The 18535-nt window shown below is 36.0% G+C and carries 20 protein-coding genes; 16 read left to right on the forward strand and 4 right to left on the reverse strand.

Annotated elements, in window-relative coordinates; genetic code table 11:
* The first annotated feature begins 4 nt into the window (after window positions 1-4).
* Window positions 5-1276 (forward strand): lysine N(6)-hydroxylase/L-ornithine N(5)-oxygenase family protein, encoded by a 1272-nt coding sequence (locus tag ACMAZI_RS13400; RefSeq protein ID WP_412474431.1) that lies wholly within the window; start codon window positions 5-7, stop codon window positions 1274-1276.
* A 12-nt stretch (window positions 1277-1288) separates the two neighbouring features.
* On the forward strand, window positions 1289-2230 hold the full coding sequence (locus ACMAZI_RS13405; RefSeq protein WP_133296911.1) for a hypothetical protein: 942 nt from the start codon (window positions 1289-1291) through the stop codon (window positions 2228-2230).
* Between the two features lie 28 nt (window positions 2231-2258).
* On the opposite strand, the gene ACMAZI_RS13410 is transcribed toward ACMAZI_RS13405, so the two are convergent.
* The 3 genes from ACMAZI_RS13410 to ACMAZI_RS13420 form a co-directional block, all read right to left on the reverse strand.
* On the reverse strand, window positions 2259-3284 hold the full coding sequence (locus tag ACMAZI_RS13410; RefSeq protein WP_115360936.1) for a succinylglutamate desuccinylase/aspartoacylase family protein: 1026 nt from the start codon (window positions 3282-3284) through the stop codon (window positions 2259-2261).
* Between the two features lie 8 nt (window positions 3285-3292).
* Window positions 3293-4747: a hypothetical protein gene (locus ACMAZI_RS13415; protein ID WP_205570972.1), complete on the reverse strand. Its 1455-nt coding sequence runs from the start codon at window positions 4745-4747 to the stop codon at window positions 3293-3295.
* 196 nt (window positions 4748-4943) lie between these two features.
* The gene (locus ACMAZI_RS13420; protein ID WP_162929553.1) at window positions 4944-5219 is read right to left on the reverse strand and encodes a PqqD family protein; all 276 of its coding nucleotides are present in this window, start codon (window positions 5217-5219) and stop codon (window positions 4944-4946) included.
* A gap of 152 nt (window positions 5220-5371) precedes the next feature.
* Here ACMAZI_RS13420 and proB point away from each other — a divergent pair, with 152 nt between their 5' ends.
* The 14 genes from proB to ACMAZI_RS13490 all read left to right on the forward strand — a co-directional run bounded on the left by proB (window position 5372) and on the right by ACMAZI_RS13490 (window position 18053).
* The gene (gene proB / locus ACMAZI_RS13425; RefSeq protein WP_115360931.1) at window positions 5372-6529 is read left to right on the forward strand and encodes a glutamate 5-kinase; all 1158 of its coding nucleotides are present in this window, start codon (window positions 5372-5374) and stop codon (window positions 6527-6529) included.
* Window positions 6513-7751 carry a glutamate-5-semialdehyde dehydrogenase gene (locus tag ACMAZI_RS13430; RefSeq protein WP_115360929.1) on the forward strand — a complete coding sequence of 413 codons (1239 nt, stop codon included), beginning with the start codon at window positions 6513-6515 and terminating at the stop codon, window positions 7749-7751. The genes proB and ACMAZI_RS13430 overlap by 17 nt, the downstream gene beginning before the upstream one ends.
* 9 nt (window positions 7752-7760) lie before the next feature.
* Window positions 7761-8567, forward strand: coding sequence for a pyrroline-5-carboxylate reductase family protein (locus ACMAZI_RS13435; RefSeq protein ID WP_120404461.1), 807 nt, complete (start codon window positions 7761-7763; stop codon window positions 8565-8567).
* A 74-nt stretch (window positions 8568-8641) separates the two neighbouring features.
* Complete coding sequence (locus ACMAZI_RS13440) at window positions 8642-8836, forward strand: hypothetical protein (protein ID WP_115360925.1); 195 nt, start codon at window positions 8642-8644, stop codon at window positions 8834-8836.
* A 138-nt stretch (window positions 8837-8974) separates the two neighbouring features.
* Window positions 8975-10465 (forward strand): sodium/proline symporter, encoded by a 1491-nt coding sequence (locus ACMAZI_RS13445; protein ID WP_412474297.1) that lies wholly within the window; start codon window positions 8975-8977, stop codon window positions 10463-10465.
* Window positions 10437-11318 (forward strand): mechanosensitive ion channel family protein, encoded by an 882-nt coding sequence (locus ACMAZI_RS13450; protein WP_412474298.1) that lies wholly within the window; start codon window positions 10437-10439, stop codon window positions 11316-11318. The genes ACMAZI_RS13445 and ACMAZI_RS13450 overlap by 29 nt, the downstream gene beginning before the upstream one ends.
* Before the next feature lie 222 nt (window positions 11319-11540).
* Entirely contained in the window at window positions 11541-12500 is a 960-nt protein-coding gene (locus ACMAZI_RS13455; RefSeq protein WP_412474299.1) for a LysR family transcriptional regulator, read from the forward strand.
* A 77-nt stretch (window positions 12501-12577) separates the two neighbouring features.
* Window positions 12578-14002, forward strand: a complete 1425-nt coding sequence (locus ACMAZI_RS13460; RefSeq protein ID WP_412474300.1) for a LysM peptidoglycan-binding domain-containing protein — start codon at window positions 12578-12580, stop codon at window positions 14000-14002.
* Window positions 14003-14064: 62 nt separating this feature from the next.
* Window positions 14065-14358 (forward strand): hypothetical protein, encoded by a 294-nt coding sequence (locus ACMAZI_RS13465; RefSeq protein ID WP_334679124.1) that lies wholly within the window; start codon window positions 14065-14067, stop codon window positions 14356-14358.
* A gap of 54 nt (window positions 14359-14412) precedes the next feature.
* Window positions 14413-15501, forward strand: a complete 1089-nt coding sequence (locus ACMAZI_RS13470) for a hypothetical protein (protein WP_412474301.1) — start codon at window positions 14413-14415, stop codon at window positions 15499-15501.
* A gap of 10 nt (window positions 15502-15511) precedes the next feature.
* The gene (locus ACMAZI_RS13475) at window positions 15512-16399 is read left to right on the forward strand and encodes a metal ABC transporter substrate-binding protein (protein ID WP_412474302.1); all 888 of its coding nucleotides are present in this window, start codon (window positions 15512-15514) and stop codon (window positions 16397-16399) included.
* 2 nt (window positions 16400-16401) lie between these two features.
* Complete coding sequence (locus tag ACMAZI_RS13480; protein ID WP_115360910.1) at window positions 16402-17205, forward strand: metal ABC transporter permease; 804 nt, start codon at window positions 16402-16404, stop codon at window positions 17203-17205.
* 83 nt (window positions 17206-17288) lie between these two features.
* Window positions 17289-17738, forward strand: a complete 450-nt coding sequence (locus tag ACMAZI_RS13485) for a hypothetical protein (RefSeq protein WP_115360908.1) — start codon at window positions 17289-17291, stop codon at window positions 17736-17738.
* Between the two features lie 96 nt (window positions 17739-17834).
* Window positions 17835-18053, forward strand: coding sequence for a cold-shock protein (locus ACMAZI_RS13490; protein ID WP_115362277.1), 219 nt, complete (start codon window positions 17835-17837; stop codon window positions 18051-18053).
* Window positions 18054-18107: 54 nt separating this feature from the next.
* Here the strand turns inward: ACMAZI_RS13490 and ACMAZI_RS13495 are convergent, their stop codons facing one another.
* Complete coding sequence (locus tag ACMAZI_RS13495) at window positions 18108-18515, reverse strand: hypothetical protein (RefSeq protein WP_115360906.1); 408 nt, start codon at window positions 18513-18515, stop codon at window positions 18108-18110.
* Window positions 18516-18535 lie beyond the last annotated feature (20 nt).

Consider the following 18535-nt stretch of genomic DNA (forward strand, 5'->3'; position numbering starts at 1 on the left):
AGTGATGAAGACGACATATGATATTGTAGGTATAGGCTTAGGTCCTTTTAATCTTAGTTTAGCAGCATTATTAAATCCCCTTAATAATGTTAGTAAAAAGTTTCTAGACAATAAGTCTGAGTTTAGCTGGCATCCGGAATTAATGTTTGGTGATGCTATGATGCAAACATCTTTTCTCAAGGATTTAGTTACCCCTGTGGATCCAAGAAGTGAGTTTAGCTTTTTAAATTATTTAACGGAAAATGGACAATTCTATCATTTCCTAAATACTGATCGTAAGGCCATTAACCGTTATGAATTTCAAGACTATTGTAAATGGGTTTCAAAAAAACTTGCCCAAGATATCGACTTTAATTCTAATGTGATTGACATTAAACATGATGGTGAAAAATTTGAAGTAATAAAAGAAGATGGTTCTTATTTTTCAAAGAATATTTGTGTTGCCTCTGGTCCAACTAAGAATATTCCAAAGTGTGCTCAATCACATCTTTCTGACAAGGTATTTCATGCTAAGTCAAAGTACATGAAAAACTTAAATCTTGAAGGTAAGAGAGTTGTTATTATCGGTGGAGGACAAACTGGAGTTGAGACATTTAGAAACTCTTTAAATGGTATGTGGGGCAGAGTTGAGAGTGTCACTTTATTAAGTGGGCGACAGAACCTGCAGCCATTAGATGAGGCTCCATTTACAAATGAAATTTTCACACCTGAATTTGTTTTAAACTTTCATTCCTTACCTCAAGAACAAAAAGATAGCTATACTCAAGCACAGCTTCTGGCAAGTGATGGCAATACTCCTCAATATTTGCAAGAGATGTATAATGAACTTTATTTAGATAAATTTTACTTAAAGAAGTTACCTGAATATAAAATTGCGCCAATGCGCTGGCTTAAAGGTATAGAGAATAATGGAAGTAATTACTCATTATTAGTTGATAATTTAATGTCAGAAAGTGAGGAGTTATTTAAAGCAGATATTGTTATTTTAGCAACAGGCTTTAAAAGCGTTCTGCCAAAATTTTTAGATTCATTAACCGATGTTATTCAAAAAGATCATCAAGGAAGAGTGATTGTTAATCAAGACTATAGCCTTTTAACAAATATTAATTCTGGAAAGATTTATACAATGAATTTTAGTCGCCATGGCCACGGTATAGCCGATCCTCAAACAAGCTTGATGTCTTGGAGATCCGCAATGATCGCTAACGATTTAACGAATGAGACAACTTATAATACACAAAATACAGGAGAAAGCTTTTTAAGCTTTTTTAAATAAATGGAGTATAAAATGAAAATTTTAACATTGATATTAGTATCAAGTATGACTTTTGCTGCACCAGTAGCAAATTCAAAAAAAGAAGTAAAAAAGGCATCATCTTTTGATACAAAAGAAGAGGTTATTGAAAACCCAACGCTTAAGACTTTATCGGGCTCTTTAAAAAGGTGGTCATTTTATTCAACATTCGCTTATAAAGGCGGAGCGATAAATGATCTAACAAGTGCTGAAAGACCAAATATTAAAAATGCGCAAGGGACACCGTCTCTTTCAAATATCTCTGGTGTGTTTGGAGCAAAGTATCGATTAACTAAATCTGACAATATTTCTCTTCAGGCCGGTATGTATATGGCAACTCCATTTCATTCAAATCACACGGCTTCAACTTCAACTATTCAAAAAGAATTTGATGATAATTCACAAGAATTAGATATTGATAATCCTGTACTCTCATACTTTAAAACTTATAATCTTGGTGAATTACAAAATGTATCATTTGTTAAATACCAACACGTAACTCGTGGTACTGAAAAAGATTATGGGTATCAAGGTGCTGCAGCTTTTTCTCAGGCCATGGCCTATCGAATAGCTAAATTTGCCTATATCGCTGCATCAGCAACTTTTACACAATACTTTTTTAATAAATCAAAAACAAAGTATATGGGTTTTGATATGTCATTACTACCATATCAAACAGAGAGAACTTACCAGCTCAGTTTATCGACAGAAATGTACCTGAGAAGAAATATTTCAATTCGACTTATCTCTGACATTTATTCTCGTTATCAAATGAGAAGAGAGAGTGAAATGGAAAAGCGAGTATTGCAACAGACTATCGCAGGAACTTATTTCTTCAATCGTGATATTTCGATAGCGCCAAATATTCGTTTTATCGCAGAGGATATACGAGCAGATCGAACGAATGTAGGTTTGACATTAAATATGAATTTATAAGAAAAGGGCCACATGAATGGCCCTTTTTTTATTTTTCTGTAATTTCGTAATCATCATGACCTGGAATATCTTCTGGGTCTGGGGCCATAAAATCAACACCCAAGTGTAAGATCCTTGTTCCTGCTTCGCAGTTAGGTCTTACATTCTTACCAATGACAATTCCTTTCTTGTTTGCACAGATAACTTCTTTAACTTGTCCAAAGACATCATATACCTTAGCGATAACTTGTCCTTTCTTAATACGATCAGTTAATTTTGGTAGTACATCAACAATTCCACCTTTCGTTGAATATATCCAGTATGAATGATCGCAAATCGTTGCATCTGTAACCATATCGTGAACTTCACCTTCGATCATATTATAATAACGGAGTGTGTTTCTGATTCCTTCAAGGGTTTCATCAATTAACGTATGTTGAAATGCATTTGGATTTCCAATTTCAACTGTAATAGCTGGAATACCTTGGTCATTTGCCCAAGCACGAAGTGTTCCACTTTCATCGTATTTTTGTACAATAATTTGTGGATTTTGCAGGAAGGCCAATGTTCTTGTTTCTTCATTTTCAAGATCAGCTCTAATATAGAGACTGTTTACACGGCCATGACTTGCAGTGTGAAGATCTAATAAGTAGTCAAACTTTGAAATAATCTTGCTCGTAAAATAATGAGCATAGATATTACTTGTATTACCACCTAGTTTTCCTGGCATGATTCGATTTAGGTCAACACCGTCAATAAAGGCGCGTTGATTATTTAAGTAGCCTGGAACGTTACTTATAGGAACCATGATTAATGTTCCCTTAACTTTTTTGGGATCTAATTCTTCAATTAATTTAAAAATTGTGGAGATACCATTTAACTCATTACCATGTACGGCCGCAGTAATTCCAAATACTGGCCCGTCTTCAACTCCTCTGATGATGACGATTGGAATTCTCCACGGTACCCCCATGGAGTTGTCTGAAAGAAGAATTTGAAGTCTGTGAACTTCTCCCAGCTCATAGCTATTAATATCAATTTCTTCAGTTGCTTTAATAATTCTTATATCGTTCATTTCTTTTCCTAGAACATAATTTCATTAAATAATGATTCATCATTATCAAGTGTTTTAAATAACTTCTTCTTAAATCCACCTTTCTTGTTTGATAGATACTGGGCCATTTTATCAATGGCAACGATTGTTAGAACTGTTTGTATATAAGCTTCAATTAGATCATCTGTACCAATACCAAGTGAGTTAAAATCTTTTCTATCCATAAGCATGAGTCTAGATGTATCAGAATCCCATTGGTTTTCACCTGTTTTAACAGAAAGGTTTGTCCCTAAAACATCCCAACTATTTTTTGGGTACTCTGCTTCTAGCGGCTTTCTCGCTCGACGCGCATAAACTGCACAAGGCATGAAACCTTTTGAAGGTGAGTTGTAGACCATAAGCCTTAAGTCAGCAATATAGATATTTCCTTTTTTATTAGGAACAGTTCCAATGTGAAAGAACTTACCATGCTCACTCGTCGAACTCCATTCATAGTGGCCAATTAAGCTTTGTACAATGAATTGATCATATGGATAATCCATTTGCATAAATGCATCTAATTCATCTTGATTTGTTACAGTAAAAACTCCTTGTCCGGCATTTGAATAAGGAATTTTAATAACGGCCTTACCTCCAAACTTCTGTACCCATAGTGGAACGGCAAGCTTGTTAACATCTTTGATTGTCTCAGGCATATTGATTCGAAGACCTGACTCGGCAAGCTCTGAATTATAAAGTTCATACGCTTTATTTGCTAAGAGTTTATTACGTCCACCAGCTAAGCATACTCGAGTTGAGTTATAAATAAATGTTTTAGTCGTTGCAGGAATTCTATTCCATGGCTTCTGGGTAACATAGCGAAATGCTGCTCTAATTGGAATGATCTCACCAGTTTCAAGCTTAAGTTGCATTACACCATCTTCAAAAGTAATGAATTGCTCTTCACCATGAAAGTGGGGAATTAGATAAACATCTTCTCCAGTTAAGTCAGCGATTGTCGATGCATAACCAGAAGTTTCCATATAGTTCTTATCGTAAATAACTGCAAGAGAGCCTTTTGGAAGTCGCTTCTTTCTTTTCTTTAATGCTGGGATAAATGAATTTTCAATTAAAAACTTATAGCCACGGTGTTCATCAGCATCAGTACGAGGTGGCATTGACTTTTGTCCTGAAGGACATGAGTTTGTTTCAAGGATTACCATACGGCGGTTACCTGCTTCTGTCGTAACATAGAAGAGGTCTGAACCTCCCCAAAAGAAATGCTGAGTTTCGTATGAAAGTATATCTCTTAATGTATCAGTACATATTTGAGGATTTAGGTGACTATACCTTTTAATAATCCTTTCATGATCTAAATTTAAAAAGTTACTCACTAGTGGATGTAGTTGTGAGTTTAGTGCTTTCGGATAAAAGTGATCTTCTTGTTCAAAGTTATCAGGTCTAATACGTTCGACCTTTCTTAGTGTTACTGTTTTTGTAGTCAAAATTACTCCAATTCAAAAATAAATTATGTGACATCATTATAGTCTTAAATTGAAAGACAGCGAAAACCTATTTTTATATTTCATAAAAATTAATTTAACCTGATGTGTAAATGTTGAGGGAAATACTTGGCAAATAAAAAAGGCCACAACAATGTGTGGCCTTAATCGATATAAATCACGAGTAAGTTTTAGCGAACTAACGCTGACTCATTTCACTAGTTGTCTCTGTTATTAAATCGACCTTTTTAAGGTCTGAAACAATATTTTCAGCGACTTTGTATAGCCCTGGCTTTTCAATACGGGCCGCTTTTTGTACTTCTGTCACAACTTCTTGAAGCGGACTTCTTCCATCGAGGTGATCCCAAATAAAAGCAGCTAAAAAACTCACTTCATAGCGCTTACCTTGTGGATTAATCAGAATAGGTGTTGTATCGTTGCTCTGTCGCTGTATACTTCCTCTTTTTATAAACATTAATACCTCCATGTTTTCTACATCATACGTCACATATATTTTTATTCAAATGCCCCTACACCATGTTTGGTAAAACCTAATACGTAATATACTGACTTTAGGTTATCCTTAATTTGTGGCATCTTCTTATTAAACCAAGATAAGGGGAATTAATGAGACTCCGTAAAGAGCTGCAGGGTGTCAAGCGCATCGTTGTGAAGGTCGGAAGTAACGTAATAACAAAGAAAAACGGTAACTTAGATACGAGAAGATTGAGAAAATTAGTTGAGGATATTTCTGAATTAATTGACTCAGGTATTGAGGTCGTTCTGGTAAGTTCAGGTGCCGTTAGTGTTGGAAAGTCATTTTTGAAGAAACATCTACCACGAAAGGGGCAGATTGATCTTCAACATTCAGCAAGTGCCATTGGCCAGCCAAAATTAATTAATACTTACTCAAGATTATTTGAAGAGAACGAAAAGCTTTGTTCACAGATTTTATTGACTCACGATGACTTTAGAAATCGTAAGAGAAATCTACATGCTAAGCAGAATATTAATGTTCTTCTTAAAAACAATATTACACCAATCTTGAATGAGAATGATTCAATCTCTTTTACTGAGATTGCTCTGGGTGACAATGATCATCTCGCTGCTCAGACCGCGCAAATGATTAACGCTGATGCATTATTAATGATTACATCAACTAATGGTCTTTATGACAAAGACCCAGGTTATCCTGATGCTAAGAGAATTGCAGAAGTTCCATTTGGAAGTGACGTTCTCGATTCGGTTAACTTTCAAGGTAAAACAGCTGTCGGTAAAGGTGGGATGGAGTCAAAAGTCCATGCTGTAACAAAGATTACACCACTTGGGATTAAGGCAATTATCAGCTCTCTTGATGCTGATCGCATTATTCTTGATCCACTGACTAAGGATCTTGGGACATATTTTGCTCCTAAGAATGCTTATGATCCTGAAGAGAGAAAGGCGTGGCTATTATCGATGAAGAAGCCAAATTGCTACATCGAAGTTGATCGCGGTGCTTATAAGGCCCTTAAGAAGAGTAAGTCACTTCTTCCTAAAGGTATTATTGATGTTTACGGAGAATTCTATAAGGGAGACTGCGTGGATATTATCTGTGATGGAGAAGTATTCGCTTCAGGTGTTTGTGAATATGGAAATACTGAAGTTGAACAGATTAAAGGACGCCATAGTGATGAGATTGAAGACTTAATTGGATTTAGAACATCTATTGAAGTCATTCATACGATTAATTTAATTTTAGAACACGATATAATAAAGGAAAATAAAAATGAAAGAATTAGCTAAAACAGTTAGAAAAGCTTCAAAGCAACTATTAAAGCTTAATAAAGAAACAAAAGATTTAATCTTTGATGACCTAATTAAAGGACTAGACTCAAATCGTAAACTTATTCTTGAAAAGAATCAGCTCGATCTTGATGAAGCTTTTAAGAACGATTTAAATAAAGCAATGGTTGATCGTCTTAAGTTATCTGATGAGAGAATTGATGACATTATCAAAGGTGTAAAGACAATCAAGGATCAACCTGAAATTGTCGGTAGCTTCTATGATGAATTTACAAATGACTTAGGACTTAGAGTAAAGAAACAAAGAGTACCAATTGGTGTAATTCTTATGATTTTTGAAAGTAGACCAAACGTCGTTGTCGATTGTGCTGCTCTTGCTCTTAAGTCTTCAAATGCCATTATTTTAAAAGGTGGTAAAGAAGCGAAACATTCAAATGAGATTCTTGGTCAAATTATTCAGGATTCAATTTCAAAGTATGTTGATAAGAATGTAGTCTCAGTATTAGCATCAGATAGTCGTGAACAATTAAACGGTCTTCTTTCTCTTAAAGAAGAAATTGATGTAGTTGTACCACGTGGTGGTCATGGACTGATTAATCATATTTTTGAAAATGCTAAGATGCCTGTTATTGCTCACTATCAAGGGCTATGTCATATGTACATTGATAGCGATGCTGATATTGAAAAGGCCGTAAATCTTGTTGAGAATGCAAAGACACAAAGAACTGGAGTTTGTAATGCGATTGAAACATTACTAATCCATAAAGATATTTTACCAAAAGTTAATGATCAAATTGCTAAGCGTTTACTTGCAAAAGGAACTGAGCTTAGAGTTGACGAAAAGTTTTCTCAAGCAACAAAGGGAGATTTTGTTGCAGCTAAAGATGAAGATTGGTCGACAGAATATTTAGATAATATTCTTTCAATCAAAACAGTTGATAGTTTAGATGAAGCGATTTCACATATTGATGAGTTTGGTAGTAACCACTCTGAGTGTATTGTTTCAAATAACCAAGAAAATTGTGAAACGTTCTTACGTAGTGTTGATGCAAGTTGTGTGATGGTAAATGCTTCTACTAGATTTAATGACGGTGGACAGCTTGGACTAGGTGCTGAACTTGGTATTTCAACGACTAAACTACACGCTTACGGGCCAATGGGTGTTGAGCAGATGACAACATCTCGTTATGTAGTCGTAGGTGATGGTCAGATTAGAAGCTAGGAGATTTCAATGAAGAAGATTGCAGTAATTGGCTGTGGAAACATGGCCGGCGCGGTAGTACGCGCAATGAATGATAGTAATAAAGAAGGAATTGAGTTTCTAACATTTACTCCAAGCAAAACAAGAGCAATAGAACTTGCTAAGGAAGTTGGGGGAAGCGTATTAGAAAACTTAGAAGATGTAGCAAAAGCTGACTACATTATGATTGGTTGTAAACCGCAGCAGTTTTCTGAGTTGGCCAAAATGCTAGAAGGTGTTGATTTAAGTGAGAAGGTGATTATTTCGATTATGGCCGGAATCGGTCAATTGAAAGTAAGTGAACTTCTAAGCGCACCTAAGGTTATACGCTTAATGCCGAGTTTACCTATGGAACACGGAGAAGGAATTTGTCTTCTTCACTATTCTCCAGCTGTTGAAGATAGTGAAAAAGACTTTCTTAGTACAATTCTAAAGAAGAACTCAATGTTATTTGAACTTGAAAATGAAGATGCTTTTGATCAGGTAACAGTCGTCTCTGCATCTGGCCCTGCATATATTTATTATTTCATGGCCGCAATGGAGAAAACCCTAGGAGAGTGGGGCGTCAAAAAAGAAGATCAAAGAGCTCTAGTTGCTCAACTATTTAGAGGAAGTGCCAAGAGTGCACTTCAAAAGTCTGATATGGATCTGGAAGATATGATTGGCCAGGTGACATCGAAGAAAGGTGTGACGATTGAGGCAATCGACAGATTTCGTCGAGATGAGTTAAGTAGTGGAATTCAGGCAGGTTTAGAGCAAGCAGCTAATCGCTCATTCGAAATTAAGAAATCGCTATAACCAATATGTTAGGTATAACCTAATTAGTGGGGTAAGCAATTCTTAATAAATCCAGACAGTGTTAAGGTAGGTATATGAATAATAAAAAAACAGAAAAGTTAGTACAATTAGTTAGTTATGGTGCACTTGAACAGGATCAAAAACCTGCACACCGCGCACCAAAAAGAAAAACTGGTAATGACGAAGGACACGGGAAGGCGCTCAGGCCTTTAGGTTTCGTTCGTAGAAGCCTAATTGAAGATGAGGATAATTGCCTCTCAGTCCTTTAAAAAAGTAAATATTTTTAAATTGATAATTTTTATTAATAAACAAGAGTTCTTTTCTTGCCCGCAATAACTGTGATTGTGGGTTTTATAGACTAAGTACAAGTCGAAAAAGAAAAGGGCTCAAAAAGAAAGGATTGCTAAATGATTGTTTACAGTTTCCTCTTTTTTTTACTCCTGTTCACATTGATTGGAGTTTCTTCAAGTTTTAAAAGTAAGAAAAACAACTCAGATTATCTCCTAGCAGGACATAACACTCCTCCTTGGATGGCCGCTCTTTCAGCGGTTGCCACAAACAACAGTGGTTACATGTTCATTGGTTTAATTGGTTATACTTACACCAGCGGGATTCAGTCTTCATGGATTATGATTGGTTGGATTGTTGGTGACTACATCATGAGTATGTTTGTTCATAAGAAGCTAAGAGAAGTAACAGAAGCCGAAGATTTATTAAGTTTCGGTGGGGTATTATCAAGATGGCAACGAGGAACAAGCTTTAAAAAACTTAGATTCATTGCGGGTCTAATCACGTTTATTTTCTTAGGTGTTTATGCTGCTGCCCAATTTAAGGCCGGTTCAAAAGCACTACATGTTCTCTTTGGATGGGATTATAGTACTGGTGCAATTATTGGTGCCATTATTGTTTTCGCTTACTGTCTATCAGGTGGTATTAGGGCCTCAATTTGGACCGATGCTGCTCAGTCTTTCGTTATGATTGTCGCTATGGGTATGCTCTTTGTAGTAGGTGTTAACGAAGTTGGTGGTTATGGACAATATGTTGATAAGCTAAATGCAGTTTCACCTGGTTATTTAAGTTTTATGCCAACAGGCCTTGAAGTTGGCGGTGCCTCTGGTGTCTTCCTCTTTATCCTTGGATGGGTATTTGCAGGATTTGGTGTAATTGGCCAGCCACATATTATGATTCGTTTCATGACTATTGATGATACGAAACACATGAATAAAACAAGAATGTATTACTATGCATGGTTCATCGCATTTACTGTTATGACTATTGGAGCAGGGCTTACAGCTAGATTACTTCTGCCAAATTCAGCTAACTTTGATGCTGAACTTGCTCTTCCAATGATGAGTCAATTGCTTCTTCCTGAGATTTTAATTGGTGTTGTTCTAGCTGGTATTTTTGCAGCAACAATGTCGACAGCAGACTCTCAGGTACTAAGTTGTTCAGCGGCATTTACGAGAGATTTAATGCCAAAGAAATCAGATAATGTTTATTTAACAAAATTAGCGACAGCATTAACAACAATTATTGCATTAGTTGTTGCGCTATATGGAAGTAAGAACGTATTTGAATTAGTTCTTCTTTCTTGGTCGATTCTAGCAGCTTGTTTTGGACCTCTACTCTTTATTTATGCAATGAAGAAGCAGGTTTCAGAGTTTACAGGAATTGCCATGATGGTAATTGGTGGTGCTACGACAGTTATTTGGATGGTACAAGGCCTTGGTGGAATCATTTATGAAGTTGCACCAGGAATTGTTATGGGTCTAATAACTTACCTAGTTCTGTCACAGACGAAGTTCAATGATATAATTTCATCTAACAAGGTGAAAGACGCCAGAACTCAGCAAGCGGCAGAATTTGGAAATGATGGATCTCAAGAATTTAGTAGTTAGTTATTTATATCCTATTACAGTTACCCTCCTATTTTTAGGAGGGTATTTCTTTGTTCTTTTAAATATTAAAAGAGTAGAGAGAAAGAAATTAAGAGGCATCAAGAGAAGAGATATCATTGATGCCGTTGAGACAGATTCTCCGGTTGATGATCAGGAGAAGGAATTAAAGTCACAGGGAGCTGAAGGTATTGAAGGCCGCTTCTCGTTTATGACAAGAGCACTTCCAATACTAATTTTTATTCTTTGGTCGATTTTTGTTTCAATTCCTTATCTTGGAAAGATTCCAACAGTCTATGTCTCATTGATTGCAGCAATTGTTTCAGTTATTGCCGGTTTTTCTCTAAGACCATTTTTAGAGAACCTCTTTGCTGGAGTTATTATATCTTTCTTCAAGTCTATTAAGATTGGAGATACAGTAACGATAGATGATAACTACGGGATTATAGAAGAGATCGGACTAACTTATTCAGTTGTAAAAAAATGGAATTGGATTCGTGTTGTTATTCCAAATTCAAAACTTCTACAAAAAGAAATTTTGAATTACACGATTAATGACAGCTTTGTTTGGACCCATATTTCATTTTTCATTGCTCCTGGAACGGACCTTGAAAGGGTTAAAGAGATAGGAACAATGGCAGCAAAGAGATCATCGTATTATTGCGATGTTGAGGACCCAACAATGTGGGTGATGAATTTAGAAAAAGATGCTGTTGAATGCTGGTTGGCCGCTTGGGCGGAAAACCCATCAGAAGCATGGGAGCTTAGAAACGATATGAGAACAATGCTTTATGCAGAGTTCCAAAGAGAAGGTATCGATTTCCACAAGTTTAATATTAGTAAACAAGAAAGGTAGTTATTATGTTTAAAAAATTAATTCAAAACTTTATTGAACGCACGACAAAAATTGTCTTATTCGTTCTAAACCAAGTTTTCCCAATTTCTTCTAATTCTTAGAAGCTTAAAAAATCAAAAGAATTGATTATTTTTAGTTAGTTAGGACCTAGACTTAGGTTTTTGCTAATTTATGTTCAACTTGTTAAGCTAGGAGACGAATTTAATGATTAGGGGTATAAGCTTGGAGAAACTCAAGGACATTAATTGGAACCACCTATATTGCTTCTATGAAGTAGCAAAGGTCCAGTCTTTAAAAAAAGGCGCACAAATTATTGGAACCTCGTCTCCAACACTAAGTGAACAACTTAAACGCCTCGAAAATAAATTCAATATGAAGCTCTTTAATCGTAGCTCAAAAGGCCTAACCCTTACTCAAGAAGGGATGCAATTATTTGAGCGCACTAAGGGGATCTTTGAAGAGGGAAGTAAACTTCTTGAACATTTCTCGGAAGATGTTGTTGGTGGTTACCCAGTTTCTATCGGAATAGAAGAAACAATTTCTCACGACTTAGCGACAGAGTTCGCTTCTCAATATTGGGACCTCTACACTCAATACGGTACCGTTAATACACTTCGCCAAGTTGGACATGATATTCTCGTTGATAACCTGTTACAAGGTTATATTGACTGGGGAATTTCTCTAAGAAAGCCGAAAAGAAAAAGCTTAGAAGTTGCTGAAATTGGCTCATTCGAGCTTGTATTCTGCTGTTCAAATGATCTTTATGGAAAGTTCCGTGATCACAAGGACCTACTAGTTAATATTCCATTTGCCGAAAGTAATTGGGATAAGACTCTTAATAAAGTTATTTATCAGCATCTTAGAAAGAATGGAATTGTTCCAAAGGAAAAGGTCTATAGCGATCATTTGGACTTTGTTCATAAGCTATGTGCCCGTGGCCGTTGTGTTATGTTCTTACCAAAGAATCCACTAGAGGATTATGAAGGTATTAAGACATTTCGCGTAGGTGAGCCAATTAGAATGTCTTTATATGCGATTTGGAAGAAGTCTGATGAAGGACTTATCTCAATTAGAAAACTTGAAGAGTTAATTCAGGCGAAGCTTTCTAATGTTCCTGAGCGCTATGAAGATGTTGATCTTCAGATTGAAGTCTCAGACGTCTCAGATGAGCTACTGAAGTAAACTTGAGGGTTTTGGTTTTGTCTAATTAGGCCAATACTGCATTCCTTTTGTCATTTATTTCATCGTAGAATTTCTCTATGAAAACTAAAATGTCAAAATCAATTAATACTTTAATAATTTTATCAACACTATCAATCATCATTAGCTGTGGACAGTCTCCAAAGCGCGTTGAAAGTAATGATATCAATAATGGTAGTAATACTATTTCTTATGAATACGACGATGATATTCGCCATGAGATGGAGTTATATCAGAATAAGCATGTAAAAAAATGGATCACTTATTTTGCCTCCAAAGACCGCGAAAGGTTTCAGCGCTTCATTGAAAGAGGGATGTATTATAAAGAAGTAATTCAAACAGTTCTTGAAGAAGAGGAGCTACCTTATCAGCTATATTATCTTCCTCTAATTGAAAGTGGATTTAATCAAAGAGCATTGTCACATGCTGGGGCGGTTGGGCCTTGGCAATTTATTAAGGGAACTGGCCGTCGCTATGGTTTAGCAGTCAATCGCGTAGTTGATGAAAGACATGATCCAATTCATAGTACTGAAGCGGCCACAAAGTATTTAAAAGATTTATATAATGTCTTCAATTCTTGGGAGCTTGCAATTGCAGCTTATAATTGCGGTGAAATTAGAGTTCTTCGTGCCATTATGAAGGGAAGAACGAGAAATTTTTGGGAGCTCGTTGATCGTAAACTTCTTCCAAGAGAGACGAGAAATTATGTTCCAAAGTTTTTGGCCGCTGCCTATGTTGGAGAAAACTTGGAAGAGTTTGGCTTTGATACAAATGCAATTGCTGAAGTCGAAAAATATCCTGACTTAAAGCTTATTGAAGTACCTGGCGGTGTAAGGCTAGCTGAAGTAGCCAAGCACTTTGAAGTTGATCGTAAAGAGTTAGAAAGAATTAATCCTGCTTTAAAATATAAACGAACACCTAATTGGATTAGAAGTTATGCTGTTTGGCTTCCTCGAAATGACTATACAAACGTAGAAGAAATTCAAAAGAAGCTTTCTTCAAATCGTCAGTGGGGAAAATTAAACTCATTTCCAACTCGTTACAGAGTTAGAAGAGGGGATTCTCTAATTCGTATCGCTAGAAAGTATAAGATCTCCTTAAAAAGATTAAAAAGAATTAATGGAATTAAAGGAAGTCGCATTTATCCGGGACAAAAACTAACTCTACGCTTAGATGAGTACAAGGGTGTCGTTGGGAAGAAAGTATACTTTGTTAAGAAGAATGACTTCTTAGGAAAGATTGCAAGACGTCATGGATTATCTGTGTCCTATCTTAGACGCTTAAATGGTTTATACTCTAACCGAATTTATATAGGGCAAAAACTTGATGTAACAAAAGGTGTCCGTACATTTCGTTATCGCGTTAAAAGAGGAGATAGCCTCTCTCGCATTGCAAGACTGTATAACACGACGGCGAGGGAAATTAGAAGACGTAACTCATTATCTTCAAATAACCTCTTTATAGGTCAGATGTTGCGCATCTAAATATTTGCTATTGTTGAAAAAAAACGAGACATTTTTTAAAGCTTCCTGATAAGATTTGTCTGATGTTACGTTACGCCAGACTTACATTACTAATTGCATTCTTTGCAAGCTTCTTAGCTGCAACGATTCATACCCACGATGACTCTCATGAAATATCAAATATCCATGATAGTTGTAGCGTGTGTCTTCATGGAAAAAGAATCAGCTGTCTTGATTCTCCTGATCTTGAATCAACTTTAATTGTAAGAGCGACTGATGTTGAAGTTGCTGGGCCATTTGTCACATCTGATGAACCACTTTTCTATTTAGATTTAACTTCTATCACTCTTCGCGGTCCTCCTAGTCTTATTTCATAATCCCATTTAATTTAAATTTTTATTTATTATTTATGAAATAACAAAGAGGTTACTTTGAAGAATTATATTATTACATCACTTTTAACACTTGGTGCTCTTAGTGCATCAGCTCAATCAACATCATTATCAGACACATCGAGAGGAAACGGCTTTAATCCATCAATTGGCCTAAATGCACTAACTCTTTATAAGAACTCTGCTCGTGATAATGATCATGACGGCTTCCAGTTACAAGAAGCAGAAATTCAATTTAGTGCAGATGTTGATGCATACTTTAGAGCAGAAGCAACTTTTGCAATTCACCCTGAACATGAAGTAGAGGAAGAAGCTGGACATGAAGGCCATGGTTATGCTTTTGAACCAGAAGAGATCTTTGCTGAAACGATTTCAATTCCTGATGTGACGGTTAAAATTGGTAAGTTCTATACTCAATTTGGTAAGTATAATATGGTTCATACGCACGCACAGCCATTTATTTATCGTGGTGTCGTTCAAGAGTATATGTTTGGTGAAGAAGGTCTAAATGAAGTTGGAGTTGGCGTTTCAACAATGCTTCCACTTCCATGGTTTAGTGACCTTACAGTTCAGTTCATTCAACCATCAAATGAAGAATTATTTCATGAGGATCCACACTCAATTGCAACAGTTGCAAACTTGAAAAACCTTTGGGACCTATCTGAGTCTCTAACATTAGAGTGGGGGCTTTCTGGTCTATACTATAATCACAGAAGCTTACCAACTGAATTAAGAAACCGTACGACTGTTCTTGGTTCAGATCTTACTTTTAAGTGGAAACCAGTTAAGAAGGGGAAGTACTCTTCATTTGTTTGGTCGACAGAATTCATTCACAAAGATATTCAAGGTGAAAATGAGTTAAAGAACGGCGGTGTTTCAACATTCTTCCGTTATCAGTTAGCACAACGTTGGTATGCGCAAGCTCAGTATGAATTCCTAGGTTTATTTGCTGATGAGAGCCTAACAGATACAAATGTTTATACTGGCCTAATTGCTTTTGTTCCTACTGAATTCTCGTCTCTAAGAGTACAATACGATGATATTCATGATGGTGAAGATCGCCCTGAGAAAAGAGTGTCTCTCCAGCTAAGCTTTAGTATTGGTGCCCATCCGGCCCACGTATACTAAAGGATAGAAGATGAAGAGATTATTGATTTGTTTTGTATTGAGTTTTTTCTCAATAGCAAGTCTCGCTCAAGTACGTGTTGTGACGACAACGACTAATTTAGCAGATGTTGTAGAAAAAATAGGTGGAGAGAGTGTTTCGGTACTCTCTCTTGCTAAAGGGACTCAAGACCCACATTTCTTAGAAGCTAAGCCTAGCTATACTTTTAAATTAGCAAAAGCTGATCTTCTCGTTAATATTGGTGCAGGTCTTGAAAGTGGATGGCTTCCTTTAATTATTAGAGGAAGTCGAAACCCTAGTATTAGAGATGGCCAAAGAGGACGTCTTGAAGCAGCAGATATTGTCTCATTAAAGCAAGAGCATAAGGGAGAGATTAGTCGAGCTCAAGGTGATGTTCACCCTGAAGGAAATCCTCACTTTATGCTTTCTCCAACTAAGGCCCTTGAGGTTGCAAAGGCCATTAAGGATAAGCTTTCTCTTATTGATTCAAAAAATACATCTCGCTATGAAGAAAATTTCAAGCGCTTTGAGAATCAAATGAAGAGCAAGATTAAAGAGTTAAAAAGTGTAATTAAGAGTGGGACTCATATTATCACTTATCACAGAACTTTAACTTACTATTTAGATGAGTTTGGTATTCATATTAAGAATGTTCTTGAGCCTAAACCTGGAATTCCTCCAACAGCGTCTCATATCATTAAAGTGATAAAAGAGATGAAAGAAGAGGGGATTAGAACTATTGTCGTTGAAAATTACTTTGATTCTAGTGTGGCAAAACGAATTAAAACGAGCATTAAAGATGTTAAAATTAATATCGTACCAGTGGCCGTAAATGGAAATGATAAGGCAAAAGATATTTTCTCTCTATATGATGAATTAGCTAAAGCTTTAAAGGAATAAATATGGAAATCATCTCGTTCTTAGCAGCTCCTTTTGTTATGTGTTTAATCCTGGTGGGGATTCACTGCTATTTAGGGTTACATGTGCTTAAGCGCGGGGTGATTTTTGTTGATCTTTCATTAGCTCAAGTTGCGAGTCTTGGATCAACTGTCGCATTACTTTTTCATTTAGATCACCATAGTTCACTTAATTACTTTATATCCCTTGGCTTCACGTTTGTAGCAGCAGGATATTTTGCATGGGCAAAGAAGTATGAAAAGTATATTTCGCAAGAAGTTCTAATTGCCCTTGTTTATGCTTTTGCTTCATCTGCTGTTCTTTTAGTTGTTAATATGATGGCCCATGGAGCTGAACATATAAAAGAAATCCTTGTTGGAAAAATCCTTTGGGTAACATGGATGGATGTTCTAAAGACAGGGGTGATCTACTCAATTGTTGCTTTAATTCATTATATTTTTAGAAAACAAATAATAGCAGCTAGTATGGAAAAGTCAGACTCATCTAGCTTCTGGGACTTTGTGTTCTTCTCTCTATTTGGTGTTGTGATAACATCCTCAGTTGGGATTGCAGGTATTTTACTTGTCTTCTCATTTCTAGTGGTACCTGCTCTTTTAAGCAGCAATCTTGTAAGCTCTCTAAAAGGACAACTTCTTTTAGGTTGGGTCATAGGAACGATACTTAGCTTTATTGGTATGACCTTGAGTTATGTTCTTGATCTTCCTGCTGGAGCAATCATCGTTGTGGTATTTACAGTTCTTCCAATCTTTGTACTACCGTTTATATTACGAAAAAAGATCGCTACTTAATTTGAATCTTTAACATAATTTAGTTTCGAGATTTAAAACTCATGTCGAAGAGCCTTCTAATAATAATGCTTTTAGGAGGCCTTATGAAAATATCATATTTATTTTTTTTAGTTGTATTTCTTTTAAACTTCTTTATTCCAAATGATGCCCTTGCTGTAAAAAACGAAGGGCTAGACAGTATTGTCACAGGTATTGATGTTAATGGTAATGAGTCAAGTTGTTTGCGTATGGTACAGCCTCTTTATTGTTCGATGGAAATTCAAGTAGGTGATTTGCATGGACTAGACTGTCGTGCAAGAGGATTTAAGGCCGTTCAATGTGGATGCCACAATTTTGTTTGCGTTGAATATGAAACAGAGACAGTTGTTGGTGTTGATCGCCAGGGAATGAAAAGATCTTGTCACCCTATGAAGGAAGGAACATCTTGTACAGAAATTTTTACTGAAGATGAGGCATTCGCTGAGCGATGTCAGGAAAAAGGTGGAGTGGCCGTAGCATGTGGATGTCATGATTATATTTGTGTGAAAAATTAACCTATCTTAAATTCTCATATTGTTTCATTAGGGAGATAACTTTCTTTATCAAATATAAATTACTTCTCACTGAGAAAGGGAAAAACAAGGATGATTATGGAAGCATTACAAAATGAATTAAAAACGGGAAAGGTTAAATTTTTTAATGAAGCAAAAGGTTTTGGATTTATTAAGCCAGATACAGGAGACGGGGACTTATTTGTTCATATTTCTGCTGTCGAATCAGGTAACAAATTAGCTAATGATGACAAAGTGACATATATGATTGGAGAAGGAAAAAGAGGCCCATGTGCAATGAAAGTTAAGAAGGCTTAACTTTCTTCTTCAATTTAACTTGATGTGAGAAAAGAGGGGCATTGGCCCCTTTTTTTATTTATTTTCTTTAATATCTTTACAAGACCAATCAAAAGAGTGAACTCCATGTTCTGGAACTCTAGCAAATGTCCAAATATTACCATTAATCCCTGGGGCAACATGATCTAGGCGAAAACGAAAGTTTCCTGTAGTAAACGATTCCACTTTCTTGTTGTATTTATGAATATAATTTACCTTCTTTATAAACGAATACTCATTATTTTGATTTAGATCATCGACGAATACTTCAACTTCATGAAATGGAGTATTTCGACCAAATCGCGACTCATAAATTATTGCATCAGTAACTTTCGAGCTCATGTCATAATTTACGCAATGGTATAGCTCTTTTCTTTTAGGTGTAAGACCTGCCAATGTATTTAGTGATACAAAAATAAGTGCGCTTAAGATTATCGATTTCATAAATTCTCCTTTGGGGTAGC

The sequence above is a fragment of the Halobacteriovorax sp. YZS-3-1 genome (genome assembly GCF_047084945.1).
Classification (GTDB): Bacteria; Bdellovibrionota; Bacteriovoracia; order Bacteriovoracales; family Bacteriovoracaceae; genus Halobacteriovorax_A; species Halobacteriovorax_A vibrionivorans.